At 72.9% G+C, this 25,928-nt stretch carries 18 protein-coding genes; 8 read left to right on the top strand and 10 right to left on the bottom strand.

Annotated elements, in window-relative coordinates; translation table 11 throughout:
- Positions 1 to 2 precede the first annotated feature (2 nt).
- The 3 genes from BJ975_RS14445 to BJ975_RS14435 all read right to left on the bottom strand — a co-directional run bounded on the left by BJ975_RS14445 (position 3) and on the right by BJ975_RS14435 (position 2,632).
- The gene (locus BJ975_RS14445; protein ID WP_179427167.1) at positions 3 to 830 is read right to left on the bottom strand and encodes a LicD family protein; all 828 of its coding nucleotides are present in this window, start codon (positions 828 to 830) and stop codon (positions 3 to 5) included.
- Positions 827 to 1,834, bottom strand: a complete 1,008-nt coding sequence (locus BJ975_RS16855; RefSeq protein WP_179427165.1) for a polysaccharide pyruvyl transferase family protein — start codon at positions 1,832 to 1,834, stop codon at positions 827 to 829. The genes BJ975_RS14445 and BJ975_RS16855 overlap by 4 nt, the downstream gene beginning before the upstream one ends.
- Before the next feature lie 84 nt (positions 1,835 to 1,918).
- Positions 1,919 to 2,632, bottom strand: a complete 714-nt coding sequence (locus tag BJ975_RS14435) for a MerR family transcriptional regulator (RefSeq protein ID WP_269304608.1) — start codon at positions 2,630 to 2,632, stop codon at positions 1,919 to 1,921.
- Positions 2,633 to 2,682: 50 nt separating this feature from the next.
- Between BJ975_RS14435 and BJ975_RS14430 the strand changes: the two genes are divergently transcribed.
- The 3 genes from BJ975_RS14430 (at position 2,683) to BJ975_RS14420 (ending at position 6,753) form a co-directional block, all read left to right on the top strand.
- A complete protein-coding gene (locus BJ975_RS14430) occupies positions 2,683 to 3,195 on the top strand; it encodes a VanZ family protein (protein ID WP_179427163.1) in 513 nt (170 codons plus the stop codon).
- Between the two features lie 118 nt (positions 3,196 to 3,313).
- Positions 3,314 to 4,528: an acetyl-CoA C-acetyltransferase gene (locus BJ975_RS14425; protein WP_179427161.1), complete on the top strand. Its 1,215-nt coding sequence runs from the start codon at positions 3,314 to 3,316 to the stop codon at positions 4,526 to 4,528.
- A gap of 32 nt (positions 4,529 to 4,560) precedes the next feature.
- Entirely contained in the window at positions 4,561 to 6,753 is a 2,193-nt protein-coding gene (locus BJ975_RS14420; RefSeq protein WP_179427159.1) for a 3-hydroxyacyl-CoA dehydrogenase NAD-binding domain-containing protein, read from the top strand.
- A 60-nt stretch (positions 6,754 to 6,813) separates the two neighbouring features.
- On the opposite strand, the gene BJ975_RS14415 is transcribed toward BJ975_RS14420, so the two are convergent.
- The gene (locus BJ975_RS14415; protein ID WP_179427157.1) at positions 6,814 to 8,286 is read right to left on the bottom strand and encodes a sugar transferase; all 1,473 of its coding nucleotides are present in this window, start codon (positions 8,284 to 8,286) and stop codon (positions 6,814 to 6,816) included.
- 205 nt (positions 8,287 to 8,491) lie between these two features.
- Between BJ975_RS14415 and BJ975_RS14410 the strand changes: the two genes are divergently transcribed.
- Together BJ975_RS14410 and BJ975_RS14405 are read left to right on the top strand one after the other, a co-directional pair.
- Entirely contained in the window at positions 8,492 to 9,082 is a 591-nt protein-coding gene (locus BJ975_RS14410; protein ID WP_179427154.1) for an LPXTG cell wall anchor domain-containing protein, read from the top strand.
- Between the two features lie 58 nt (positions 9,083 to 9,140).
- Positions 9,141 to 10,928, top strand: coding sequence for a DUF4012 domain-containing protein (locus BJ975_RS14405; protein WP_179427152.1), 1,788 nt, complete (start codon positions 9,141 to 9,143; stop codon positions 10,926 to 10,928).
- Here BJ975_RS14405 and BJ975_RS14400 read toward each other — a convergent pair.
- Complete coding sequence (locus BJ975_RS14400; RefSeq protein WP_179427150.1) at positions 10,925 to 11,449, bottom strand: arsenate reductase/protein-tyrosine-phosphatase family protein; 525 nt, start codon at positions 11,447 to 11,449, stop codon at positions 10,925 to 10,927. The two genes, BJ975_RS14405 and BJ975_RS14400, sit on opposite strands and share 4 nt — an antisense overlap.
- A gap of 44 nt (positions 11,450 to 11,493) precedes the next feature.
- On the opposite strand from BJ975_RS14400, the gene BJ975_RS14395 reads away from it, so the two are divergent.
- The gene (locus tag BJ975_RS14395; protein WP_179427148.1) at positions 11,494 to 12,933 is read left to right on the top strand and encodes a polysaccharide biosynthesis tyrosine autokinase; all 1,440 of its coding nucleotides are present in this window, start codon (positions 11,494 to 11,496) and stop codon (positions 12,931 to 12,933) included.
- A gap of 68 nt (positions 12,934 to 13,001) precedes the next feature.
- Positions 13,002 to 13,865, top strand: a complete 864-nt coding sequence (locus BJ975_RS14390) for an aldose 1-epimerase family protein (protein WP_179427146.1) — start codon at positions 13,002 to 13,004, stop codon at positions 13,863 to 13,865.
- Positions 13,866 to 13,869: 4 nt separating this feature from the next.
- Here the strand turns inward: BJ975_RS14390 and BJ975_RS14385 are convergent, their stop codons facing one another.
- Together BJ975_RS14385 and BJ975_RS14380 are read right to left on the bottom strand one after the other, a co-directional pair.
- Positions 13,870 to 15,333 carry an amino acid permease gene (locus tag BJ975_RS14385; RefSeq protein WP_179427126.1) on the bottom strand — a complete coding sequence of 488 codons (1,464 nt, stop codon included), beginning with the start codon at positions 15,331 to 15,333 and terminating at the stop codon, positions 13,870 to 13,872.
- Between the two features lie 103 nt (positions 15,334 to 15,436).
- Entirely contained in the window at positions 15,437 to 16,858 is a 1,422-nt protein-coding gene (locus BJ975_RS14380) for an FAD-binding oxidoreductase (RefSeq protein ID WP_317628262.1), read from the bottom strand.
- Between the two features lie 149 nt (positions 16,859 to 17,007).
- Between BJ975_RS14380 and BJ975_RS14375 the strand changes: the two genes are divergently transcribed.
- Positions 17,008 to 20,280 carry a BTAD domain-containing putative transcriptional regulator gene (locus BJ975_RS14375; protein ID WP_179427124.1) on the top strand — a complete coding sequence of 1,091 codons (3,273 nt, stop codon included), beginning with the start codon at positions 17,008 to 17,010 and terminating at the stop codon, positions 20,278 to 20,280.
- A 4-nt stretch (positions 20,281 to 20,284) separates the two neighbouring features.
- Here BJ975_RS14375 and BJ975_RS14370 read toward each other — a convergent pair whose 3' ends face one another.
- The 3 genes from BJ975_RS14370 to BJ975_RS14360 form a co-directional block, all read right to left on the bottom strand.
- Positions 20,285 to 22,384 carry an MMPL family transporter gene (locus BJ975_RS14370; RefSeq protein ID WP_179427122.1) on the bottom strand — a complete coding sequence of 700 codons (2,100 nt, stop codon included), beginning with the start codon at positions 22,382 to 22,384 and terminating at the stop codon, positions 20,285 to 20,287.
- A 168-nt stretch (positions 22,385 to 22,552) separates the two neighbouring features.
- A complete protein-coding gene (locus tag BJ975_RS14365; protein WP_179427120.1) occupies positions 22,553 to 24,013 on the bottom strand; it encodes an SDR family oxidoreductase in 1,461 nt (486 codons plus the stop codon).
- Between the two features lie 152 nt (positions 24,014 to 24,165).
- Complete coding sequence (locus BJ975_RS14360) at positions 24,166 to 25,815, bottom strand: phosphoenolpyruvate--protein phosphotransferase (protein ID WP_317628263.1); 1,650 nt, start codon at positions 25,813 to 25,815, stop codon at positions 24,166 to 24,168.
- Positions 25,816 to 25,928: the final 113 nt, after the last annotated feature.

The following is a 25,928-nucleotide window of genomic DNA, read 5'->3' as shown; positions in this document are numbered from 1 at the left end:
GGCTACCGGTCCAGGACCCCGGCGGAGCGCAGCGGCTCCACGTAGTGCTCGCGGGCGAACGCGACCTCGTGCGCGATCCGGTCGTCGGGCGGCGGGGTGAGGAAGTCGCCGTAGACGTGCCGCAGGTACTCGTCGACCGGAGTGGGCGCCGGCAGGGCGAGGCCGCCGAGGTCGAGCGCGGTCCCGCCCACGAACCAGCGGGCCGGCACGTACTCCCGCGCGCCGTACGAACCGCAGGTGTTCACCCACAGCGCGCCGCTGCCGAGCCGGCCTGCCCTCGCGACGAGACCGCGATGGGCGCCGGCGATCGCACGGGCCGGCACGAGCGAGAGCACCGCGCGCGCCAGCCGCGCGACCGTCGCCTTGCGCCGGTCGTAGTGCCGCCGCTCGGCCAGGTCCATGACCCGGAGCATGTGCAGCTGCGCCGTGAGCTTGAGCAGCGGTGTCAGCACCCGGCGCGCGCCCGAGGAGTCGGGCGCGACGTCGAGCGGGAACAGGTCGACCCGGATCAGCGTGTGGTGCACCCCGCGCAGCACGACGCGGGGGAAGAGGTACTCGTAGCCCGGGTCGCCGGGCGCCTCCACCGCGAAGTCCGTGCCGGCCAGGCCCGCCCGCAGCGCCTCGACCGCGCGTGGCTGGTCCGCCGACGGGACGTAGAGGTCGGCGTCGACGTCCCACGGGACGAGGTCGCCGTGCCGCCGGGCGCCGAGGGCCGTGCCGTAGGCGAGGAAGTACCGGCAGCCCGACGGCGCCAGCACGCGGTCGACCTCGGCCAGCGCCCGTCGCAGCAGCACCTGGATCTGCGCGATGCCCGGATCGGAGACGGTCATGCGGGGATGCGCTCCAGGAAGGGGCAGGCGTCCAGCAGGGCGGCGTGGTCGAAGGCGATCGGCTCGTCCGCGAAGTCCAGCCGGTCGAGCAGCCACCCGGCCTCGATCGGCTCGTCGCCCAGCGTGAGCGACTGCGCGTGGCGCAGCTTGTCCACCGACGCCATGTAGTCGTAGAACTTGAACTCCCCGCCGGCCGGGCGGCTGCCGCCGGCACCGTCGTCGGAGTCCAGCCACGCGTTCGGGATGCCGTACGCGTCGGCCAGGATCAGGCCGTGCAGCGAGGACGACACGATGCGCCGGCACGAGACGAGGTCCCGCAGGGTGCCGGTCACGTCGCTGCTGCCGAGGTCGATGATCCGCACGCCCTCGCCGGCCCGCGCCCGCGCCCACTGGCTCTCGGACCAGCGCACGACGATGCCGACCTCGGCGTCCGGCTCGACGTCGGGCCAGTGGACGAGAGGGCTGAGCAGCGCCGGGTCGCCGTAGACGCGCGGCACGGGCAGGCCGATGTTGCGCAGCCGGCTGCGGGTGAGCGGACCGCGCACGGCGCGGTACTCCGCGGCGGGCGTGATGCCCCACTTGCCCTCGGAGCCGAACGCGCCCGAGCCCCACACGACCGAGTCCTTGCGGGCCTCGCCGACGATCGAGCCGACCGCGAGGTACGAGGGCCCGTCCGCCGGGGCGTACGTCACGGGGTGCGAGGTCAGCAGCCCCACGAGCCAGGGCGAGAGCAGGTCGCCGAAGTTGGGGGTGTGGCTCCACCACACGAGCGGCACGTGGCCGTCGACGAGGAAAGCGTCCGCGGCGAGCCGGTACCGCTGCGCCAGCTCGCGCAGCTCGGCCGGGCCGGCGTGGGGCACGCGCGCCCGGGGGTCGGTGCTGAGGGAGGTGCCCAGCGCGCGGACCGCGGCGACGCGCTCGCGGCGAGCGGGATCGGTGTAGAGGTCCCAGCGCCGGCGGACGGCCCGGCGGACGGCCTGTCCCTTGGTGAACGACGCTGACACGGTCCCCCCGACCTGAGCTGTGGGCTGGCGGCCAGCATAGTGCGAGTCACTCCCGCCCCATAAGCCCCGCCCGCCACGCGTGGATCAGCTCCGGCGACGCACCGTCTCGCGCTTCTGCTCGTCCACGGCCTGCTCGTACGCCGTGACCAGCGCCTGGATCGTGAGCGGCTTGAAGCGCTCGATCATCGAGGTGATGATCTCGGGCGGCTGCCCCGACGAGGTGAGGTGCGGCCACACCTGCGTGCGGAACAGGGCGGTCAGCTCGTCGGCCAGGGCGGTGCCGTGGGCGAGGATCAGCTTGCGCGCCGCGTGCGCCGCCTCGATCGGCAGCTGGGCCTCGAGGAACCCGATGCCGACGGCCAGGTGCGCGGGCGCCAGCTTGAAGACGTCCTCGTCGGGGGTGGGCTCGATGACGCCGAGGGCGATGAGCAGCTCGAGCGCGTCGTCGGTCAGCTCGCGACCGGCCCGGCGCTCCAGCTCGGCCCGCTGGAGGGTCTCGGGCAGCTCGGGCATCCACGGCGCGAGCAGCGTGCGGTGCAGCGCCACCTGGCCGGGCGTCGCGTCGCCCGGGATCTTGTCGAGGTAGCCCTCGATGGCCTGCAGGGTGAAGCCGTGGGCCTGCAGCTCGCGGACGAGCTCGAGGCGGACGATGTGGTCGGCGCCGTAGTAGCCGTTGCGGCCCTCGCGGCGCGGCGGCGGGATCAGGCCGCGGCCGGCGTAGAAGCGCACGGTGCGCACGGACATGCCGACGCGCTCGGCCAGCTGCTCGATGCCGATCGACTCGGGGGCGTCGTTCACGTGGTCGAGAGTAGTCCCGCTCGCCCTCGCGCTGCCCTACGCTCGGGCAGGTGCAGCAGCGCCGCAGGCCGACGCGCGCCGTGATCGTGCTCGCGGCGCTCTACGTCCTGCTGCTGGCGGCCATCGGGCTGTGGCCGCGCCACGTCGACTCCGGGCTCGCCGTCCAGGACTGGCGACTGACCTCCGCGATCGCCGACGCCCTCTCGATCTCGACCGACCGGGTCGTCGACGCGGCCGAGGTGCTGGCCAACGTCGTGTTCTTCGTTCCGGTGGGCGTCCTGGTCGCGTGGGCGCTCCCGCGCGCCTCGATCCTGGTGGCCGCCCTGCTCGGTGGCGCGGTCGCCATCGTCATCGAGATCGCGCAGTGGCAGGGACCGATCGACCGCACCGCCTCGGTGCTCGACGTGGCCGCCGACGTGGTGGGCGCGGTGCTCGGCTTCGCCGCGATGCGCGCGGCCGCGGGTGGCTCGCGACTGGCCCGGACGGGCTCCTGGGCGCTCGCGGTGGTCACCGTGGGGGTCCTCGCGGTGCTCCTGACCGGGCTCGTCGTGTCCGGATCCTGACCGGGAAGTCAGGCATGGATCGATCTTCGCCCGGGTGGAATACTGGGGGTATGTGGCGACTCTGACAGTAATGGTGTCAGAATCATCGCCAACGCTTCCACCGGCTGTGAGGACATCCATGACCGAGGCATTCATCTACGACGCCATCCGTACCCCGCGCGGGCGCGGCAAGAAGAACGGGTCGCTCCACGAGGTCAAGCCGATCTCGCTGGTCACCGGCCTGCTCGACGAGATCAAGGTGCGCAACCCCGACCTCGACCCGAACCAGGTCGACGACGTCGTCCTCGGCGTCGTGTCGCCCGTCGGCGACCAGGGTGCCGACATCGCCCGCACCGCCGTGCTGGCCGCCGGCTTCGGCCAGCAGGTCGCCGGCGTGCAGCTCAACCGCTTCTGCGCCTCGGGCCTGGAGTCGGTCAACCAGGCCGCCTCGCGCGTCAAGTCCGGCTGGGAGGACCTCATCATCGCCGGCGGTGTCGAGTCGATGAGCCGCGTGCCCATGGGCTCCGACGGCGGCGCCTGGGCGATGGACCCCAAGACCTCGCTCGACACCGGCTTCGCGCCCCAGGGCATCGGCGCCGACCTGATCGCCACCATCGAGGGCTACAGCCGCGAGGACGTCGACACGTTCGCCGCCGAGTCGCAGGCGCGTGCCGCGAAGGCGATCGCCAACGGGTACTTCGACAAGTCGATCGTGCCGGTCCGCGACCTCAACGGCCTGACCGTCCTCGACCACGACGAGTTCGTCCGCGAGGGCACCACCGTCGAGTCGCTCTCGGGCCTCAAGCCCTCGTTCGCCGACATCGGCGACCTGGGCGGCTTCGACGCCGTCGCGCTCCAGCGCTACGTCGACGTCGACCAGATCAACCACGTCCACCACGCCGGCAACAGCTCGGGCATCGTCGACGGCGCCTCGCTGGTCCTGATCGGCAACGAGAACGCCGGCGCCCGCCACGGACTCACGCCGCGCGCCCGCATCGTCTCGACCGCCGTCATCGGCTCCGAGCCCACGATCATGCTGACGGGCCCGGGCCCCGCCTGCCGCAAGGCGCTGGACAAGGCCGGCCTGTCGATCGAGGACATCGACCTGCTCGAGATCAACGAGGCGTTCGCCGCCGTCGCGCTCAAGCTCATGCGCGACCTCGACGACTTCCCGCACGACCGCACCAACGTCAACGGCGGCTCGATCGCGATGGGCCACCCGCTGGGTGCCACCGGCGCGATGATCCTGGGCACCCTCGTCGACGAGCTCGAGCGTCGCGAGAAGCGCTACGGCCTGGCCACGCTGTGCATCGGCGGCGGCATGGGCATCGCGACCATCGTCGAGCGCATCTGACCTCCCGACCCGAGACCCGAGAAGGAATACGTATGACTGCAACCGACGCGGTGCGCTACGAGGTCGAGAACGGCATCGTCACCCTGACGATCGACGACCCGAGCCAGAGCGCCAACACGATGAACGAGACCTACCGCGCTTCCATGGAGGCCGCGGTGAACCGTCTCGCCGACGAGATCGCCCAGGACGCCGACGCCATCAAGGGCGTCGTCGTCACCAGCGCGAAGAAGACCTTCTTCGCCGGCGGCGACCTCAAGCTGATGACCCAGGCCACCCCGGCCGACGCGCAGGCGCTGTTCGACAACGTCGAGTCGATCAAGGCCACGCTGCGCAAGCTCGAGACGCTGGGCAAGCCGGTCGTCGCGGCGATCAACGGCGCCGCCCTCGGCGGCGGCCTGGAGATCGCCCTGGCCTGTCACCACCGCATCGCGGCCGAGGGCCGCTACGAGATCGGCCTGCCCGAGGTCACCCTCGGCCTGCTGCCCGGCGGTGGCGGCGTCACCCGCACCACCCGGATGTTCGGCATCCAGGACGCGCTCATGAACGTCCTGCTGCAGGGCCAGCGCAACAAGCCCGAGAAGGCGCTCAAGATCGGCCTGATCGACGAGATCGTGCCGGCCGACGAGCTGATCTCGAAGGCCCGCGCCTGGGTCGAGGCGAACGCCGGCGACGAGGACGCGGCCAAGCAGCCGTGGGACCGCCCCGGTCACAAGATCCCCGGCGGCACGCCCAGCAACCCGAAGCTGGCGGCCTTCCTGCCCAGCTTCCCGGCGAACCTGAAGAAGCAGCTCAAGGGTGCGCCGTACATCGCGCCGCGCCACATCATGAGCGCCGTCGTCGAGGGCGCCCAGGTCGACTTCGACACGGCCAGCCGGATCGAGTCGCGCTACCTGGTCAACCTGCTCATCGGCCAGCAGTTCAAGAACATGACGCAGGCATTCTTCTTCGACCTCGGCGCCATCAACGCCGGTGGCTCGCGCCCCGACGGCATCGCCGAGCGCAAGGCCGAGAAGCTGGCCATCCTGGGCGCCGGCATGATGGGCGCGGGCATCGCCTACGAGGCGGCGCGCGCGGGCATCGAGGTCGTCCTGAAGGACGTCAGCGTCGAGGCCGCCGAGAAGGGCAAGGGCTACTCCGAGGGCCTGCTGGCCAAGCAGGTCCAGCGCGGTCGCCTCACCGAGGAGAAGAAGGCCGAGATCCTCGGCCGGATCCACCCGACCGCAGACTACGCCGATCTCGCCGGCTGCGACTTCGTCGTCGAGGCCGTCTTCGAGTCGGTCGAGCTCAAGCACAGCGTGTTCGGCGAGCTCGAGCCGATCGTCAACGGCGACGCGCTCCTGGGCTCGAACACCTCCACGCTGCCCATCACGACCCTCGCCGAGGGCGTGCAGCGGCCGGAGGACTTCATCGGCATCCACTTCTTCAGCCCCGTGGACAAGATGCAGCTCGTCGAGATCATCGTGGGCGAGAAGACCTCCGACGAGGCCCTCGCACGCGCGATCGACTTCACGAAGCAGATCCGCAAGATCCCGATCGTCGTCAACGACAGCCGCGGCTTCTTCACCTCGCGCGTGTTCGGCACGCTCGTGATGGAGGGCGTCGAGATGCTGGCCGAGGGCGTCGACCCGGTCGTCATCGAGCGTGCCGCGCAGCTCGCGGGCTTCCCGGGCCAGCCGCTCGCGATGTCCGACGAGGTCTCGCTCACGCTGCAGCAGAAGATCGAGGGCGAGGCCCGCAAGGCCGCCGCGGCCGAGGGCAAGGAGCTGCCCGTCACGCCCGCGTCCGAGGTCGTCAACCAGCTCGTCGAGCTCGGTCGTCCGGGCAAGGCCGGCGGCGCCGGCTTCTACGAGTACCCGGAGGGCGGCAAGAAGTACCTGTGGCCCGAGCTGTGGAACCTGTTCGTCAAGGACGACGTCGACGTGCCGCTCGAGGACATCGAGGAGCGCCTGACGTTCATCATGGCGATCGAGACGGTCCGCTGCTTCGAGGAGGGCGTCATCCGCCAGGTGGCCGACGCCAACATCGGCTCCATCTTCGGGATCGGCTTCCCGCCGGTCCACGGTGGCGCGCTCCAGTACGTCAACGGCTACGTGGCCGCGAACGGTGAGATCGGCATCAAGGCCTTCACCGAGCGCGCGCAGGAGCTGGCCGAGAAGTACGGCGAGCGCTTCAGCCCGCCGGCCCTGCTGCTGGAGAAGGCCGAGAAGGGCGAGAAGATCGCCTGATCGACGCTTCTGCCGCACGACGCCCCGGTCCGCTCGGACCGGGGCGTCGTCGCGGAGGGGTCAGACCGCGCCGTCCTTGGCCAGCACCGCGCGGACGGTGCGGGTGAGGATCTGCAGGTCGCCCATGAGGGTCCAGTTCTCGACGTAGTGCATGTCCAGCGCGATGGCCTCGTCCCACGAGAGGTTCGAGCGGCCCGAGACCTGCCACAGTCCGGTCATGCCGGGGCGCACGCGCAGGCGGCGCAGGGCGGCACGGTCGTAGAGGGCCACCTCGCCCTCGCGCTGGGGCCGCGGGCCCACGAGGCTCATGTCGCCGCGGATCACGTTGAGCAGCTGGGGCAGCTCGTCGATGGAGTAGCGACGGATGAAGCGCCCGACCCGGGTGATCCGGGGATCGTCCTCGACCTTGAACAGCGGCCGGTCGGCGGTGCCCTGCTCCTCGAGCAGCCGGGCCAGCTCGGCGTCGGCGCCCACCCGCATCGAGCGGAACTTGATCATCTGGAAGGGCGCGCCGTCGCGGCCCACGCGCTCCTGGCGGTAGAAGACGGGTCCGGGGCTCGACAGCCTGATCGCCAGCGCGGTCACCACGAAGAGCGGTGAGGTCGCGATCAGCAGTGCCGCCGCGCCGCACCAGTCGAAGACGAGCTTGGGCCAGTTGCCGGCCTCGGCGTACTGCGGCTCCTTCACGGCGACGAGTGGCATCCCCGCCACCTCGCGCATGCTGATGCGCGAGCCGGCCACGGCCAGAAGGTTGGGGGACAGCAGCATCTCGATGCCTGCGGCCTCGAGGTCCCACGTGAGGTCGCGGAGGCCGTGGTGCCCGAGCTCGTCGGTGGCCGACACGATCACCGCGTCGGCGTCGGACAGGTGGACGGCCGACTGCAGCGAGCGCGCCCGTCCCATGACCGGGATGAACTGCTGGCCCACGCGCAGCCACTGGCTCTCGGTGGCGTCGGCGGGTCGCCACACGCCGGTCACCCGCAGGCCCTCGGCGGGGTGCTGCGAGAACCAGCCGGCGATCTCGCGGGCGTTGTCGGGCAGTCCGACCACGAGGACGTTCTCGACGAAGCGGCCGCGCAGCACCTGGCGGCGGCGCCAGCGCCGCCACGCCCGCCGCGTGAGCAGCAGTCCCAGCAGGCCGCAGGGGAACGCGAGCGCGAGGTAGCCGCGTGAGAGGTTGAACTCGAGCAGCACGGCGACGATCGCGATGACGCCGAAGACGGTGACGGTGGCGTGCACGATGCGCTGGTACTCCGCGGCGGAGCCCATGACGTGGCGCTCCCGGGTGCCGGCGAGGCGCAGCGCGAGCCACCAGCCGAGCGCGAGGAGGATGCCGAACTTCGTGTAGCCCAGGCCGAACTGCGCGTCGATCTGGTCGGCCTGGCGACCGAGCCAGGCGTACTCGGAGGAGAAGATCACCACGAGCAGGACGAGCAGGTCGCTGACCGCCACGCGGCGGACGTACTGGCGGCGCGTCGCACTGAGTCCCTCGGGCCGCAGGAGGCGCTGGATGGCGTCCTCCGCGCGGGCCACGGGAGCGAGTCCGGAACGTCGCCGGAAAGTCACTCCCGTCACACCAGAACCATCAGTCGTCATGTCGCGAAGCACCCCCTCGTCCCGATCCGAGGACGACTCCCCGGGTACACCTGCCAAGAAAACCATTCGACAGACCTGTAAGTAAACACTTACATTTGGTGTGCGTCACCATTCCGCTGGCCGCTTCGAGGGGAAACACGACATGGCTGCCCGACTGATTCGCCCACTCTCGTACCTGCTCGGCCTCGGGGCGCTCGCCCTGCTCGCCGTCGCCGGCCCCGCCTCCTCGGAGGGCTACGGCGATCCGGTGATCGTGCCCGACGGAGGTGACTCCACGGTCGAGGTCGTCCCCGGCGAGGACTTCACCGTGTCGTTCTCCTCCAACGTCGAGTGCGCCTGGTCGGCCCGCTTCAACGGCACGACGGCCCCCGGCTCGGTCGACTTCGACTACTCCGCCACCTTCGCGGCGCCCACCGATCCCGGCACGTACACCGGCCGGGTCGTGTGCCGCTACTCCACGGAGGGCCCGTTCCGGCCGGTCTCCTACGGCGAGGACGCCACGTGGGCCGCCACGCGCGACCAGACCACGACGCAGACCTTCACGGTCGTCGTGGCGGGCGATGCCGCGGACGCGGGCGACGACTCGGCCGACGAGACCTCGGCCAGCGCCGACAACGGCGCCCTGGCCGACACCGGTGGCTCGAACTGGCAGCTGCTCGCGCTCGGTGGCGCCCTGGTCGTGATCGGCGGCGGCGTCGCCGTCGTCGCGGCCCGACGCCGCACGTCCGCCTGACCGCGGTGAGAGGGACGGCGGGCCGGACGCGACGGCGCGCCGACCTCGCGGTGCGGCCATGAGGCGCACCTCGCGGAGGTCGGCCGTCGTCTGGCTGTCCGTCGGCTTCGGCCTGGCGGTCGCCGGACTCGCGGTGGTGCCGCTGGCCCTGGAGGCCAAGGACGTGGCGTCGAGCCTGCTGCGCGCCCAGGACCAGGCGGTCGCCCTCAAGGACCAGATGGCCTCCGGCGAGGCCGAGGCGGCCGCAGCGACCCTCGAGCGGCTGCAGGCCAGCGCGTCGCACGCGCACCGTACGAGCAGCGGCGGCCTGTGGGACGCGGCGGCGAAGGTGCCGTGGCTGGGCCGCAACGTCGAGGCGGTGCAGGTCACGTCCGCCTCGATCGACGACATCGCCACGCGCGGGCTGCCCCCGCTCGTGGAGGCCGGCTCGACGCTGTCCGTGCAGAGCTTCAAGCCGCGCGACGGGCAGGTCGACGTGGAGGCGCTGGCCACCCTCGCTCCTGCCGTCACCGAGGCGAGCCGGGTGCTGGCCGAGAACGCCGACGACATCCGCGCGATCGACGCCGAGGGCCTGCTGGGCCCGCTCGTCCGGCCGGTGCTCGACCTCCAGCGCCAGGTCGACGACGCCGACCGTGCCGCCGACGCGGCCGGCCGCGTCATGCGCCTGGCGCCCGCCGCGCTGGGCGCGACCGGGGAGCAGCACCTGCTGCTGGTGTTCCAGACCAACGCCGAGATCCGCTCGACCGGTGGCCTCGCGGGCGTCTTCGTCCTGCTCACCACGAAGGACGGCAGGATCACCCTGTCGGCGCAGGCGGCCTCGGGCGAGCTCAACCTCGCGGCCGACGGCACCCGGCAGGCCGACGCGCGGCTGACCCGCGAGGAGCGCGCGGCGTTCGGCACGATCATGGGGCACGACGTGCGCTCGACGAACATCTCGCCCGACTTCCCGCGCGTGGCCCGGATCTGGGCCGACCGCGCCGAGCGGGCCTTCGGCGAGGACGTCGACGGTGTCGTCAGCCTCGACGCCGTGGCGATGTCCTACGTCCTGCGGGGCGTCGGCACGGTCAAGGTCGAGGGTGGACCCTCCCTCACGGCCGACAACGCCGTCCAGCGCCTGCTGCACGGCGTCTACGTCGACTTCGAGGACCCGTCCGCGCAGGACGCCTACTTCGAGTCCGCCACCGGACGCACCTTCGAGGCCGTCATGAACGGGCGCGGCGACTGGACGCGCATCGTCTCGGCCCTGTCCGAGGCCGCCTCCGAGCGTCGCCTGCAGGTGTGGTTCCGCGAGGACGACAGCCAGCAGGTCATCGCCGACACCGCCGTGGCCGGCCGGGTCGCGCAGGACGACGACACGCCGCACATCGGCCTCTACGTCACCGACGCGGCGCAGTCGAAGATGCAGTGGTTCCTGCGCTACGACACCCGCGCGAAGGCCACCACGTGCCGCGCCGACCGCAGCCAGGTCGTGCTGGTCACCACGTCGTTCCGCAACCAGTTCAGCGGCGATCCCGAGGAGTCGCCCTGGTACGTCACCGGGCGCGGCACCCGCACCGCCAAGGGCAACCAGCTGCTGACCTACCGGCTCCTCGCGCCGCGTGGCGGCCGGGTCGTGGGCTTCACGATCGACGGGCAGGAGCGACCGCTGGCCTCGAGCGACGTCACGTACGAGGGTCGCGCGGTCCAGTACGGCACCCTCACGATCCCGCCGGGCGACGAGATCTCGGTGACCTGGCGCGTGCAGACCGCAGCGGGCGCCGACGGCGACGCCCGCTACTTCGAGACGCCGGGGATCGACACCTCGAGCAACGACGTCAGGGTGCCGAGCGCATGTCGCCGGTCCTAGGAACGGACGCGCTGGAGCGCGGACGCGATCGACGCCACCGCGGCCTCGATCCGCGTGGCGACCTCGGCGTGCACCTGCTCGGAGCGGCCGATCGGGTCGACGAGGTCCACGTCGACGGGGCCCTGCGACCGGCGTGCGGCGGCGTCCGCCACGAGCTCGGCGACGCTGCCGGACTCCGCGTCCTCGACCAGTCCCGCCAGCTCGAGCGCCGTGAAGGTGCGGCGCAGCGCCCGCGGGTCGAGGTCGAGCACCTCGGCGCGGTGCGCCCGCGTGGCGGTGAGCACGAGGTCGGACTCCGCGACGAGCTCACGCGTGAGCTGCCGCGCGGCGTGCTGCGGCACGTCGAGGCCGCGGCGGCGCAGCTGATCGGCCGAGTCGGGGTCGATCGGACGGCCCACGGGCGCGCGCACCCCGGCGCTCGTCACCTCGAAGCCGGGCCCGAGCCGCTGGCCCAGCATCGCCTCGATCACCGGCGAGCGGCACACGTTCGCCGTGCACACGACCAGGATCCGGGGGCTCACGCGCAGGAGCCTACTGCCGATCGTCTTCCCACTCGGAGGCCTACATGGAGTTGAAGGACTACCTGCGCATCGCGCGGGAGCGGTGGCTGCTGATCACCGTCGTGGCCGTCCTGACGGTCGCGGCGGCGGGCTTCTACACGGTCTCGGTGACGCCGCAGTACCAGTCGACGGCGCGCCTGTTCGTCAAGACGCCGCAGAGCGCCGACGGCGGCGAGCTGCAGCAGGGCGGTCAGTTCAGCCAGCAGCGCGTGAAGTCGTACGCGACCCTCATCAAGGGCGAGGAGGTCGCCAGCCGCGTCGTCGAGAAGCTCGGCCTGGACGAGACGCCGCAGGACCTCATGGAGCGGATCGACACGAGCATCGAGCTCGACACGGTCGTGCTGTCGGTCTCGGTCACGGACCCGTCGCCCGAGCGCGCCCAGGAGCTGACCCAGACGGTCGCGGAGGCGTTCGCCGGCTACGTCCGCGAGCTGGAGACGCCCGACGGTCAGCAGGAGGCTCCCGTCAAGGCCTCGATCGTCGACCGGGCCACGGTGTCGGGCTCGCCCGTGTCGCCGCAGCCCGCGCGCAACCTCGGCATCGCGCTGCTGCTGGGCCTGCTGCTCGGGTACGGCCTCGCCGTCCTGCGCGAGCTGATGGACAACCGCATCACGTCGCAGGAGGACATCACCGCCGTGTCGGGTCGCGAGGTGCCGGTCCTCGGCGACATCCACTTCGAGCGCGACGCCGTGAAGCAGCCGCTCGTGCGCGGACGGTCGGGACACGATCCGCGCGTCGAGGCGTTCCGCGTGCTGCGGACGAACCTGCAGTTCATCGACGCCGGCGCCGCCAACCGGTGCTACGTCGTCACCAGCGCCGTGCCGTCGGAGGGCAAGTCGACCACGGCGGCCAACCTCGCCCAGGTCATCGCCGACAACGGCCAGCGCGTGCTGCTGGTCGAGGCCGACCTGCGCCGCCCGAAGCTCGCCGAGTACCTCAAGCTGGAGGGCAGCGTCGGCGTCACGACGATCCTGCTCGGCCGCGTCGAGCCCGAGGACGCGATCCAGAAGGTCGGCGGCACGCTCGACCTGCTCCCTTCGGGACGGATCCCCCCGAATCCCGCCGAGCTGCTCGGCTCGGCCGCGATGCTGAAGCTGCTCGACCGGCTGCGGCTGGACTACGACGTGGTCCTCGTCGACGCGCCGCCGCTGCTGCCCGTCACCGACGCGGCGCCGCTCGCCGCCGCCACCGACGGCGCGATCATGGTGATCAGGCACGGCTCGACGACGACCGATCAGTACGCCTCCGCCCTGGACCGGCTCGCCAGCGTGGACGCCCGGCTGTGCGGTGCGGTGGTGACGATGTCGCCGAAGCCGCGCAAGCGCCGGCGGGGCTACGGATACGGATACGGCTATGGGTACGGGTACGGCTACGAGCCCGAGACCGCCCGGCGCGCGCGCAGGCGGTCGCTGCTGGGGGACCGCGCCTCCCGCACGGACCGATGATGTGACGTTCGCGATGTCATCCGCGTTCGGCATGCGCGAGGAGGGGTCGGGTGTCTACCGTCGGTGACATGGCCTCCCTCGTCCTGCGCGACCGCGAGATCAGCGTCGCCGTCGCGCTCCACGGGGCGGAGCCCGTCTCGATCCGCGACGAGGACGACCACGAGTACCTGTGGTCGGGCGAGGATCCGTGGCGGCGCCACGCCCCCGTGCTGTTCCCCGTGATCTGCCGGGTGCCGGACGACCGTGTCCGCGTGGGCGACCGCACCTACCCGATGCCGCAGCACGGCTTCGCCCGCGACCGCGAGTGGTCGGTCGTCGACAGCGGCCACGACCGGGCCTCGCTCGTGCTCGTCGCCGACGACGAGACCCGCGAGCACTACCCGTACGACTTCGCCCTCGCGGTGACCTACGTGGTCGAGGGGCGCAGCCTCTCGGTGCACTACACGGTCGAGAACCGGGGCGACGTGCCGATGCCGTTCGACCTCGGCTCGCACCCCGCGTTCGTGTGGCCGCTCGAGGACGACCAGCCGCGGTCGATGCATCAGGTGCGGTTCGACGAGCCCGAGACCGCGCCCGCGCGCCGCGTCGTGGACAACCTGCTCACCGACGAGCGCTTCGACAACCCCGCGTGGGACCGCGTCGTCACGCTCAACGACTCGTGGTTCACCGAGGGCGCCGTGATCCTGCCCGAGGTCGCCAGCCGCGGCCTCGTCTACTCCTCGGGCGCGGGCCGCCAGGTCCGCCTGACGTGGGACGGCTTCACCGGCATCACCCTGTGGTCGGTGCCGGGCGCCCGCTTCGTCTGCATCGAGCCGTGGCGCGGCCGTCCGGCCCCGGCCGACTACGTGGGCGAGCTCGCCGGCAAGCCGGGCGTCGCCGTCGTGGCCCCCGGCGGCCGCGAGGAGCTCTCCTACGCGATCGAGCTGCTCTGACCCCTCAGCGGGCGTCGTCCGTGGCGGTCTGCCCGAGCCGGGCGTGGCGGCGGCCGTAGACGACGTAGATGACCACGCCGAGCGCCATCCAGATGAGGAAGCGCTCCCACGTCAGCAGCGACAGGTTCAGCATCAGCCAGATGCACGTCAGGATCGACGCGCCGGCGACGAGCGGCGCGAAGGGCACCTTGAACGCGCGCTCCAGGTCGGGCCGCGTGCGACGCAGGATCAGCACGCCCGCCGAGACCAGCGCGAACGCGAACAGCGTGCCGATGCTGACCAGGTGGCTCAGCTCGGCCAGCGGCACGAAGCCGGCGAGGATCGCCACGAACGCCGTGGTGATGATCGTGATCCGGTAGGGCGTCCCGAAGGTGGGGTGCACCTTCGCCAGTCCGCGCGGCAGCAGCCCGTCGCGGCACATCGCGAAGAGGATGCGTGACTGGCCCAGCAGCAGCACGAGGATCGTCGTGGTCATGCCGGCGACGGCGCCCAGCGAGATGAGGTTGGCGGCCCAGTCGATGCCGTTGGCCGAGAAGGCCTCGGCCAACGGGGCGCCGGTGTTCATGCGGTCGTCGGTGTAGGGCAGCATCCCGGTGATCACGAACGACACGGCCATGTAGAGCACGGTGCAGATCAGCAGCGAGCCGAGGATGCCGCGCGGCACGTCGCGCTGCGGGTTCTTGGTCTCCTCGGCCGTCGTGGCCACCACGTCGAAGCCGATGTAGCTGAAGAACACCACCGACGCTGCGGCGATGATGCCCATGACGCCGAACGCGGTGGGCGCCATGCCGAAGACCGCCTGGATGAGCGGCTGGTCGGCGCCCTTCTCCAGCTCCTGCTTCTGGGCGTCGGGGATGAAGGGCGTGTAGTTCGCGGCCTTGATGAAGAACAGTCCCGCGACCACGACGAACAGCACGACCGAGACCTTGATGAGCACGAAGACGCTCGTGACCGAGCTGGACAGCTTGGTGCCCGCGATGACGAGGAACGACAGCAGCACGACGATGCCGATGGCGGCGACGTCGACCACGGCCTCGTCGCCAGCGATCTGCGTGGGCAGCTCGAGCAGCTCCTGCAGGTAGCCCGACCAGCCGCGCGCCACGACGGCAGCGCCGAGGGCCAGCTCCAGCAGCAGGTCCCAGCCGATGATCCACGCGATGAACTCGCCGAGGGTGGCGTAGCTGAACGTGTACGCGCTGCCCGCCACGGGGACGGTCGCCGCGAACTCGGCGTAGCAGAGGGCGGCGAGGGCGCACACCGCTCCCGCGATGAGGAAGCTGATGACGATCGCGGGACCCGCGTGGTTATGGGCCTCCTGGCCGGTCAGCACGAAGATGCCGGTGCCGATGATGACGCCGACGCCGAAGACCATGAGGTCCTTGGCGCTGAGGTCCCGGCGGAGCTGGTGCTCCGGCTCGTCGGTCTCCGCGATCGACTGCTCGATGCTCTTCGTCCGGAACAGGCTCATGGCCCTGACTCTGGACCCGCGCGGGCTGCCCGGCAAGTGGGGCCTCGACGAACGAGCCCGCCGAGACCGCGGGGGTCTCGGCGGGCTCGGCCCGGGGGACGGCTCAGCGGGTCGGCACGCCGTCCTCGTAGAGGCGCGGGATCGCGTGGTTCGCGACGAACACGCCCTCGGGGTCGACCGCCGAGCGGATCGCGGCCAGCCGGAGCCACGCGTCGTCGGCGTAGCCCGTGCGGGCGTCGGTCGGCTCCTCGGCGAAGTTGAGGTACGACCGTCCGTTCGTCCACGGCCCCAGGGCCGCGACCGCCTGCTCGCCGAGCGCGGCCACCATCGCGGCCAGCTCGGGCGTGGGCGCGATGCCGCCGCAGATGAAGGCGAACTCGCCCTCGAGGTGCGTCAGCACGCCGCCGCCCTCGTGAGGACGTCCCACGGCACCGCCGAGCTGGCGCAGCTCGGCCACCATGAGCGGCGTCTCGACGCCGGGGCCGAAGAGCGCCAGGAACGCGTCGGCCCCTGCGTCGTCGAGCTCACGCAGCATCGTCGAGCGCATGACGCCCGGAGCGGGCTCCTCCGGGTCCATGTGCAGGTGCACGAGGGTCTCGGTGGGCACCCGGCCGAACGTGTCGAGCTCGGGCTCCAGCGCCCGCAGGGGCGCGAGGACGTCGGCGGCGCGCTCGTCATCGGCCATGACGGCGCCGTCGATCACGACGATCGTGCGGCCGCGGACGAAGTCGGGCATCTCGGGGATCGGGGGGATCCTCATGATGCGGAACGACGTCGTCACCTCGTCGGGGGCCACGGGGGCCCAGGCACGCCACATGTCCAGCACGCGCGGCGCCATCTCGACGTCCCACATCATCATCCCGGCGTACGCGGTGCTGAAGTCGTACGCGCGGAACTCCAGTGCCGTGACGATGCCGAAGTTGCCGCCGCCGCCGCGGACGGCCCAGAACAGCTCGGTGTTCGTCTGCTCGTCGGCGCGCACGAGGTCGCCGTTCGCCAGCACGATCTCGACGGCCGTGAGGCTGTTCGTCGCCAGGCCCAGCCGGCGGGCGTACCAGCCCATGCCGCCGCCGAGGCTGTAGCCGGCGATGCCGACGTCGACGGACGAGCCGTGCAGGACGGTGAGGCCGTGCTCGGCGGCCGCCGTCACGGCCGGCAGCCAGACGGTGCCGCCGCCGACGCGGACGAGGCGTCGCTCGGGATCGACGCTCACGTCGCACAGCTCGCTCGTGCGGACGATGACGACGTCGTCGAGGCCACCGGCCACGAGGGGCCCGGCGTTGTGGCCCGTGCTCTGCGGTGCGACCCGCAGGCCGGCGGCGTGGGCGGCGCGGACGATCCGGGCGACCTCGTCGGCGTCGCGAGGGAGGGCGACGGCGGCGGGACGCTGGTCGACGGCGAGGTTCCAGGCGGATCGTGCCGCGTCGTACCCGGGGTCGCCGGGGAGGTGGACGGCTCCGCCGATCAGCCCGCGCAGGCGGTCGGCCGGGCGGTCGAGCTGGTCGAGAGTCTCGTGGATGGACACGGTGGTGCTCCTTGTTTCTGTCGGTGTTTCCGGTCCTCGAGAGCATCGGCCGGAGCGCTTGATACCGACTGGGGCCTGACTTGGAGTCGCTCGCGGAGGGCCGCACCGAACCCCTGTCGGCGGCCCCGGCGCGTCCCTATGCTTCGACTGTGGAGCTGAGGGTGCTGGGGCCCGTGGCGGTCTCGGCGGAGGGTGTCGAGCTCGATCTCGGCACGCCCAAGCAGCGCACCCTCGTCGCCGCCCTCGCGCTGTCCGGCGGCCGGCCCGTCGGCGTCGACACGATCGTCGACCTGCTGTGGGGCGACGCCCCGCCGCCCGGCGTCGTGACGACGCTGCAGGCCTACGTCTCGGGGCTGCGCAAGGTGCTCGAGCCGGGCCGCGTGCGACGGGCGCCCGCGGAGGTGCTCGTCACGGTCGGCGCCGGCTACGCCCTGCGCGTGCCGGCCGAGGACATCGACGCGCACGCCTTCGAGCTGGCGGTCGCCGACGGCCACCGCCGGCTGGAGGCGCCCAGCCCGACCCGGGCCGAGCTCGAGGCGGTCGACGCGCTGCTCGGCGCCGCGTTGGCACGCTGGCGCGGCACGCCCTACGCGGAGCTCGGCGACGCCCCCGCGGCGGTGGCCGAGCGGGCCCGGCTGGAGGAGCTGCGGGTCGTCGCGCTCGAGGACCGTGCGGTCGCGGCACTCGCCCTCGGTCGTCACGCGACGGCCGCCGCCGAGCTCGAGGCGCTGACCGCGGCCCACCCGCTGCGGGAGCGGCTCTGGGGGCTGCGCGCCCTCGCGCTCGCGCGGTCCGGACGGCAGGCGGAGGCGCTGGAGGTGATCCGGCGCGTCCGCGAGGTGCTCGACGACGAGCTCGGGATCGAGCCGGGTCCCGAGCTGCGCCGCCTGCAGACCGCGCTGCTGCGTCAGGACGCCGAGCTGGACTGGACCCCGCCCCCCGAGGACCCGGTCGAGACCGCGGTGGCCGTCGCGACGCCGTGGCCGATGGTGGGTCGCGACCAGCAGCTCGCCGCGCTCGCCCGCGGACTCGACGCGGCGCTCGCCGGGACCACCTCGTTCGCCGCCGTGACGGGGGAGCCGGGCATCGGGAAGAGCCGGCTCGCCGCCGAGCTGGGACGGCGGGCGGTCGCCGCGGGCGCGCGGGTCGCCGTGGGCCGGTGCTCCAGCGACGAGGGCGCGCCGCCGCTGTGGCCGTGGCGCTCGGTCCTGGAGTCCCTCGGGCTCGACTTCCCCGACGTGACCGACGCGGCCGACGGCTTCCGGGTGCGCGAGGCGATCCTCGCCGCGCTGCGCTCGCAGGCACGGGAGGAACCTGTCGTCGTGGTCCTCGAGGACCTGCACTGGGCCGATCCGGCGAGCCTGCGCGGCCTCATGCTGCTGGCCGAGTCCGTCACCGACGCCCGCCTGCTGGTCCTGGCGACGTGGCGCGACCACCCCGAGCCCGCGGGGCTGCTGGCCGACGCGGCCGAGGCGCTGGCCCGTCGGCACGCGCTCCGCCTGCACCTCACGGGGCTCGGTCCGGACGAGGTCGCGGAGGTCGTCGGAGGGGTCACCGAGGCGGCGCCGTCGCCCGCCGAGGTGGCGGCCCTGCACGAGCGCACGGACGGCAACCCGTTCTTCCTCGTCGAGTACGCCCGGCTGGCGGGCGAGCGCGGCGACCTCGCCACCCTGCTGGCCGAGGACGACACGCCCCGCGCCGTGCACGACGTGCTCGCGCGTCGCCTCGCGCGGCTGCCCGAGGAGACCCGCGCCGTGCTGGCGACGGCGGCCGTGGTGGGTCGCCAGTTCGACGGTCCGACGCTGGCGGCCGTCCTCGGCACGGACGAGGACGGCGCGCTCGACCTGCTGGAGCCGGCGGTCGGGGCGGGCCTCGTCGTCGAGGAGGGCATCGACCGGTACGCGTTCGCCCACGCGCTCGTGCGCGACAGCCTCTACGCGGGACTCTCCGCCTCCCGGCGGGCCCGCCGGCACGCGGCGGTGGCGGCGGCGATCGCCGACACCGACCGGGCGTCGGAGGAGGCGCGCCACTGGCTGGCGGCGGGCCCGGCCCACGCGGCCACGGCGTGGCGCGCGGCGGAGCGCGCGGCCGAGGACGCCCGCGCGCTGCACGCCCACGAGGACCGGGCCGAGCTGCTGACCGCGGCCCTCGCGGCGATGTCCGACGACCCCGCCGCCACCGCCCGCGACCGCTTCGACGCCCGGATGGAGCTGGCCGACGCGCATCGCTGGTCGGCGCGCTGGACCGAGCTGGCCGCCGGCGTCGCGGCCGCCATCGGCGAGGCCCGGGCGATCGGCGACCCCGGGCTGCTCGCCGCGGCCGCCCTCGCCACCACGCAGGGCGCGCTGTGGCAGGCCACCAACCACGGCGAGGTCAACGACGTCGTGGTCACGGCGCTGCGGGACGCCCTCGACGACCTGCCGCCCGAGCCGTCGGCGCTGCGCTGCCGCGCGCTGGTCGCCCTGGCCAGCGAGCAGTACTACACCTCGCCCTTCGACGAGCGCGCCGAGCTGGTCGCGAAGGCGCGCGCGATGGCCGAGGAGCTCGGCGACCCCGGCCTGATGGTCGACGTCGCGCAGGTCGGCGTGGCCGCGCTGTGGAAGGCCGACACGGCCGTCGAGCGGGCCGAGTGGGCGCACGAGTCCGTGCGCCTGGCCCGCGAGCTGGGCCGCGACCGCGACGTGGTGATCTCGGCGACCCTGCAGGCCGTCGCGCTGGGCGAGGCCGGGCGTCCGCTGGAGATGCGCGAGGTCATCGCCCGCGCGCGCGCCGAGGCCGACCGCCTGCGGCTCGCGTACGCGCAGCTCGTCCTCGACGGCCTCGAGATCCCGTGGCTCGCGATGGCCGGCCGCTTCGAGGAGTGCGCGGCGATGCTCGACCGGATGCGCCGCGTCGAGCGCACCGTGACGCTGCCGCAGTCCGACGTCGCGATCCTCGGCGCCGAGCTCGTGCTGACCGTGTGGAGCGGCCACGCGGGCGAGGTCGTCGACGTGCTCGTCGCGATGGAGGAGACCGACCCGCTGCCGCTGACGTCGGTCACCGCCGCGCTGCTGTGCCGCGCCGGCCGGGTCGACGACGCCCGCGAGCACCTGCGCCGGTACGCCGTGGACCTCGACCACGACGACTGGTTCTCGATGCTGGCGTGGTGCAACGCGGCCGAGGCGGCGATGTACGTCGGCGACCGCGCGCTGGCAGCCGCGGCGCTGGAGCGGATCGCGCCCTTCCTCGGCTCCAGCTGCTCGGCCGGGTCGGGCAACGCCTCGGGGCCGGTCGACCACTACGTCGCCTGTGCCCACGCGGCCCTCGGCGACCTCGACGCAGCGAGGGAACACGCCGACCGCGCCGAGGAGCTGTGCGAGCAGTGGGAGATCCCGCTGGCCGCGCAGCGACTGCGCGACCAGCGGGACCAGTTCGGCTTCTAGCCGTTCAGCGGGTGGGCTCGAGCGCGCGCTCGTCGCCCTCGACGTCGACCTGCGGCAGGGCCCGGTCCAGCCAGCCCGGCAGCCACCAGTTCCACTTCCCGAGCAGCGTCATCGTGGCGGGGACCAGGATCATCCGCACGATCGTCGCGTCGAGGAACACGGCGGTCGCCATGCCCAGCCCCAGCATCTTGACCACGAGGTCGCCCTCGGTCGCGAAGCCGAGGAACACGACCACCATGATCGCCGCGGCCGCGGTGATGACCTTGCCCGAGGCGGACAGGCCGTGCACCACGCTGCCGGTGGCGTCGCCCGTGTCGAGCCACTTCTCGCGGATGCGGCTCAGCAGGAACACCTCGTAGTCCATCGAGAGGCCGAACAGGATCGCGAAGATCAGGATCGGCACCCAGCTGGACACGGGCGCGGCGTGATCGATGCCGAGCAGACCCGCGCCCCAGCCCCACTGGAACACCGCGGTCATGACGCCGTAGGCGGCACCGATCGACAGCAGGTTCATGACGGCCGCCTTCAGCGGGATCACGATCGAGCGGAACACGAGCATCAGCAGCAGCACCGAGACCGCCACGACGAACGCGATGACCACCCACAGGCGGTGCGACAGCATCTCGGCGATGTCGGCGAACAGCGGCGTCTGGCCGGTGACCTCGACGCCCGCCGGCAGGTCGGCGCGCAGGTCCTCGACGAGCCCGGAGGTGCGCTCGTCGGCGGGTCCGAACGCCGGCTCGGCCGTCAGCACGCTGACCGCTCCGTCGGGCGAGGTCGTCGCGGGGGAGACCGCGACCAGGTCGTCGTGGCTCGCGAGGGCAGCGCGGACGTCGGCCACCTCGGCAGCGGGCACCTTCGCGTGGTCGACGACCACCGTGATCGGACCCGTGGCGCCGGGCCCGAACGCGTCGGCCGTGAGGTCGTACGCGCGCCGGGTGGTGACCTCGGTCGTCTGGTTGCCGTCGTCCTGCGGCCACGTGCGCATGTCGAGCACGGGGGCGGCGAGGGCGATCATGATCGTCGTGCCGGCGAGCGCCCACAGCAGCGGACGCCGCGTGACGCGCTCGGCCCAGCGGGCGGTGAGCGGACGCTCGGTGCGCACCGCGCCGCGGCGCAGGCCGCGCGCCAGCACCTTGCGGCCTGCGAACCGGCACAGCACGGGCACCAGCGTCATCGCGGTGAGCATGACGGCCACGACGGAGATCGCGGTCGCCCAGCCGAACGTCGAGAACGTCGGCAGCCCCGCCAGGCCCAGGCCCAGCAGCGAGATCAGCACCGTGAGCGAGGCGAACACGACCGACTTGCCGGCGGTCGCGAGGCTGCGCCCGGCGGCCTCCTCGACGGGATGGCCCTGCGCGAGGAACTCGGCGTGCCGGCTCACCAGCAGCAGGGCGTAGTCGATGCCGACGCCCAGGCCGACCATCGTGGCCACCATCGGTGCCGACGTGGAGACGTCCATCGTGGCGGCCAGCAGGGTGACGCCGGCCGAGCCGACCGCGAGGCCGGACACCGCCACCAGCACGGGCAGGCCCGCGACGACGGCCGAGCCGAACGCGATCAGCAGGATCAGCAGGGCGGCGCCGACGCCGATGAGCTCGCCGTAGCCCTCGATCGGGGCGGAGGCGGTCGACGGCTGGTCGCCGCCGAGCTCGACCTGGTAGCCCGCGTCGCGCGTGGACTCGACGGCCTCGTCGAGCGGGTCGACGTCGCCCATGAGGTCGGGGTGCGTGACCTCGGTGTCGTAGGCGAGGTGCAGCACCGCGGTGCGGCCGTCCTCGCTGATCCGGGGCGGGCTCACGCTGGAGGCGTGCGCGACGTCCTGCAGGCGCTCGCCGAGCGAGGCCAGGATGCTCGCGGGGATCGCCGTGTCGTCGTGGACGACGATGTTCGCCGAGGCGTTGCCGGCGTCGGGGAGGTGGTCGCGCAGCAGGTCGATGCCGCGCTGGGACTCCGCGCCGGGCACGTTCCAGTCGTCCTGGGTGGTGCCCCCGAACGCGGAGCCGGCGGCGAACACGCAGGCGGCGACGATCAGCCAGCCGACCAGCGTGCGCCAGGGGTGCAGGGCCGTGGTGCGGCCGAAGCGGTACAAGAGGGAGGACATGTGTCTCGGTTCCTTCGGTGGGAGGGTCGTTCCGTGCCACCGACTGTCGGTCCGAGACCTTGCGCCCGACTTGGGGGTGACTTGGAGCCCTGTCGGGCACGCCATCCCATGACCCCGGCGCCGCGGTTCTGATACACCGCGGGTGCGAGGTCCTGCTCCCGGCTGCGCTCAGGCGCGCGCCTCGGCCGCCTTCGCCACGTTGCGCTGCATGCCGCCGAAGACGATGCCGTGGAACGGCCACACGGCCCACCAGTAGAGGTGTCCCAGCAGACCGCGCGGGTGGAACAGCGCGCGCTGGTGGAACGAGGTGGTGCCCGCGTCGTCCGAGCCGACGCGCAGCTCGAGCCACGCCAGGCCCGGGACCTTCATCTCGGCGCGCAGCCGCAGGAACGAGCCCTCGTCCTCCTCCTCGACGCGCCAGAAGTCCACGGCGTCGCCGACGACGAGCTTGCTGTGGTCCCGTCGGCCGCGCCGGAGGCCGGGTCCGCCGAACGCCCGGTCGATGAGGCCGCGGACCTCCCACGCCAGCGGCCACGAGTACCAGCCGTGGTCGCCGCCGATGCCCTCGATGACGGCCCACAGGTCCTCGGGCGTCGCGGCGACCTCGCGCGTGCGCTCGTCGGTGTAGAGCGAGCCGCCCGCCCAGTCGGGGTCCTCGGGCAGCGGCTCCGACGGGGCGCCGCGCGTGGCGGCGGAGGTCCACCGCGTGGGCACGTCGAGGTCGCGGATCTTGGTGAGCGCCAGCTCGACCGCGCGCTCGAACCCGGTGAGGCCGCCGGGCGGGCGCTCGACGTACCGCCAGATGTCGTCCTCCTGCGCGACCACGGTGTTGCGCAGGCTCTCGACGAGCGGGCGGGCGAGGTTCGCCGGCACGGGGGTGATGAGGCCGACCCAGTGGCTCGAGAGGCTCGGCGACAGGACCGGGACGCGCAGGATCCGTCGCCGCGGCAGCTCCGCGACCTTCGCGTAGCCCTGCATCATCTCGAGGTACGTCAGGACGTCGGGGCCGCCGATGTCGAAGCGGCGGTTCACGTCGGACGGCAGCTCCGCGCAGCCGACCAACAGGTGGAGGACGTCGCGGATCGCGATGGGCTGCGTGCGCGAGTCGACCCAGCGCGGCGTGACCATCGCGGGCAGCCGCTCGGTCAGGTAGCGCAGCATCTCGAAGGAGGCGGAGCCCGAGCCGATGATGATGCCCGCCTGGAGCACCGCCGTGGGCACGCCCGAGTCGAGCAGCACGCGGGCCACCTCGTCGCGCGACCTCAGGTGCTCGGACAGCTCCTCGTCCTGCGGCACCATGCCCGACAGGTAGACGAACCGGCCGACCCCGGCCTCCTGCGCGGCCTCGGCGATCGTCGAGGCCATCTCGTGCTCGGTGCGCACGAGGTCGCCGGACGAGCCGATCGAGTGCAGCAGGTAGTAGAAGACGTCGACTCCCTCGCACGCGCGGCGGACGTCGTCCCGGCTGGTCGCGTCGCCGACGACGATCTCGACGTCCTCGGCCCACGGGTGCGCCCGCGCCTTGCGCTCGTCGCGCACCAGCACGCGGACCTCGTGGCCCGCCTCGAGCAGCTGCGGGACGAGCCGTCCCCCGACGTAGCCGGTGGACCCGGTGACCAGACAGCGCATGCCCACAGTCAACGGCCCACCGCGGCCCCTCGCGACTTTTGGCGGTTCGGGGGTGACAGTTTCCCCGGTTAACCGGGGAAACTGTCACTTCGCGAGGTTTGCGAACCTCGTGAAGTGACAGGAAACCTCGTGAAGTGGCCCGAGCGGATCGGTCAGGCGAGGATCTCGGCGGCGGCCTGGGCGGCGCGGCTGGCGTCGAAGGCGGCGAGGGCGGCCTCGGCGGCCTCCTCGCACTGCGCCAGCGTGACCTGCGCGAGCTTCGCGCCGACGGGGCGCACGGCGGTGGCCGCGCACGACAGCGAGGTCACGCCGAGGCCCGTCAGCACGCACGCGAGCAGCGGGTGCGCCGCGGCCTCGCCGCACACGCCCACCGGCTTGCCCGCCCGGCGGCCCGCGTCGGCGACGAGCTTGATCGAGGCCAGCAGGGCCGGCTGCCACGGGTCGGTGAGGTCGCTCAGCGTGGGCGCCATGCGGTCCGCCGCGAACGTGTACTGCGACAGGTCGTTCGTGCCGATCGAGACGAAGTCGAGGTGGCGGAACAGGCGGTCGGCCAGCAGGACCGTGGACGGCGTCTCGATCATGATGCCGGCCTGCAGGCCGCGGGCGCGGACGCGCTCGGCGAACCACTGCGCCTCCGACTCGGTGGTGACCATCGGCGCCATGACGCGCACGTCGGCGCCGGTGCGCCCCGCGGCGGCGGCGATGCCGTCGAGCTGGCGGTCCAGCATCTCGGGGGTCGCCAGACCGATCCGCAGGCCGCGCACGCCGAGCGCCGGGTTGGGCTCGTCGGGCTGGTTCGCGAACGCGAGCGGCTTGTCCGAGCCGGCGTCGAGCGTGCGCACGATGACCTTCTTGTCGCCCATCGCCTCGAAGACCTCGGCGTAGATCGCGGCCTGCTCGTCGACGCTGGGCTCGGTGGCGCGGTCGAGGAACGACAGCTCGGTGCGGAACAGGCCGACGCCCTCGATCGGCTGCTCGGCGGCGACGCGCGCGCCGGCGCCGTCCTGCACGTTCGCGAGGATCTGCACGGCGTGTCCGTCGGAGGTGCGGCCCGGGCCGGTCCAGCCGGCGGCGGCCTCGCGCGTGCGGCGGTCGGCCTCGATCAGCTCGGCGACCTGCGCCTCGTCGGGGTCGACGGTGACGGTGCCGGTGGTGCCGTCGACGGCGACCCGGGCGCCCGCCTCGACGGCGGCCAGGTCGGTGACGGCGACGACGCAGGGGATGCCCAGCTGGCGCGCGATGATCGCGGTGTGGCTGGTCGAGCCGCCCAGCTCGGTGGCGATCGCGACGATCCGTGACGGGTCGAGGCCCGCGGTGTCGGCGGGGGCGAGGTCGTCGGCCAGCAGCACCGAGGGCTCGTCGGGCACGGGGATGCCGGGCTCGGGCAGCTCGAGCAGCTCGGCGACGATGCGGTCGCGGACGTCGTAGAGGTCGGTCACGCGCTCGGCCATGAGGCCGCCGGCCGCGGTGAACATCGCGGCGAGCTCCTCGATCGCGGCCGTCGTGGCGGTGGCGGGGCCGGCGCCCTGGGCCGCGTGCTTCGCGACGAAGGTGGCCAGTCCGCGGTCCTCGGCGAGGCCGGCGGTGGCGGCGAGCACCTCGGAGGCGGCGCCGCTGGCCGACTGCGACCGCGCGCGCAGGCGCCGTGCGACCTCGGCCGCGGCGGCTCCGAAGGCGACGGTGGTGACCGACGCGTCGGCGGAGTCCTCGTGCTCCGGAGCGGTCGGGCGGGGGGCCGGTCGGACGACCGGGCCGACGCCGATTCCTGGGACGACAGCGGTTCCGGAGTACACGGTGCTCACCTCTCGACGGTAACGCCCACGTGATCCAGGAGACACCGGGGTCTTGACAAGGTCCCACGATGTGACATAAATCAATACAAGACAACATTGAAAGCCACAAGAATCCACAGCGC

The organism is Aeromicrobium tamlense, from assembly GCF_013408555.1.
GTDB classification, from domain to species: Bacteria; Actinomycetota; Actinomycetes; order Propionibacteriales; family Nocardioidaceae; genus Aeromicrobium; species Aeromicrobium tamlense.
This window is presented reverse-complemented; position numbering and strand designations above follow the sequence as displayed.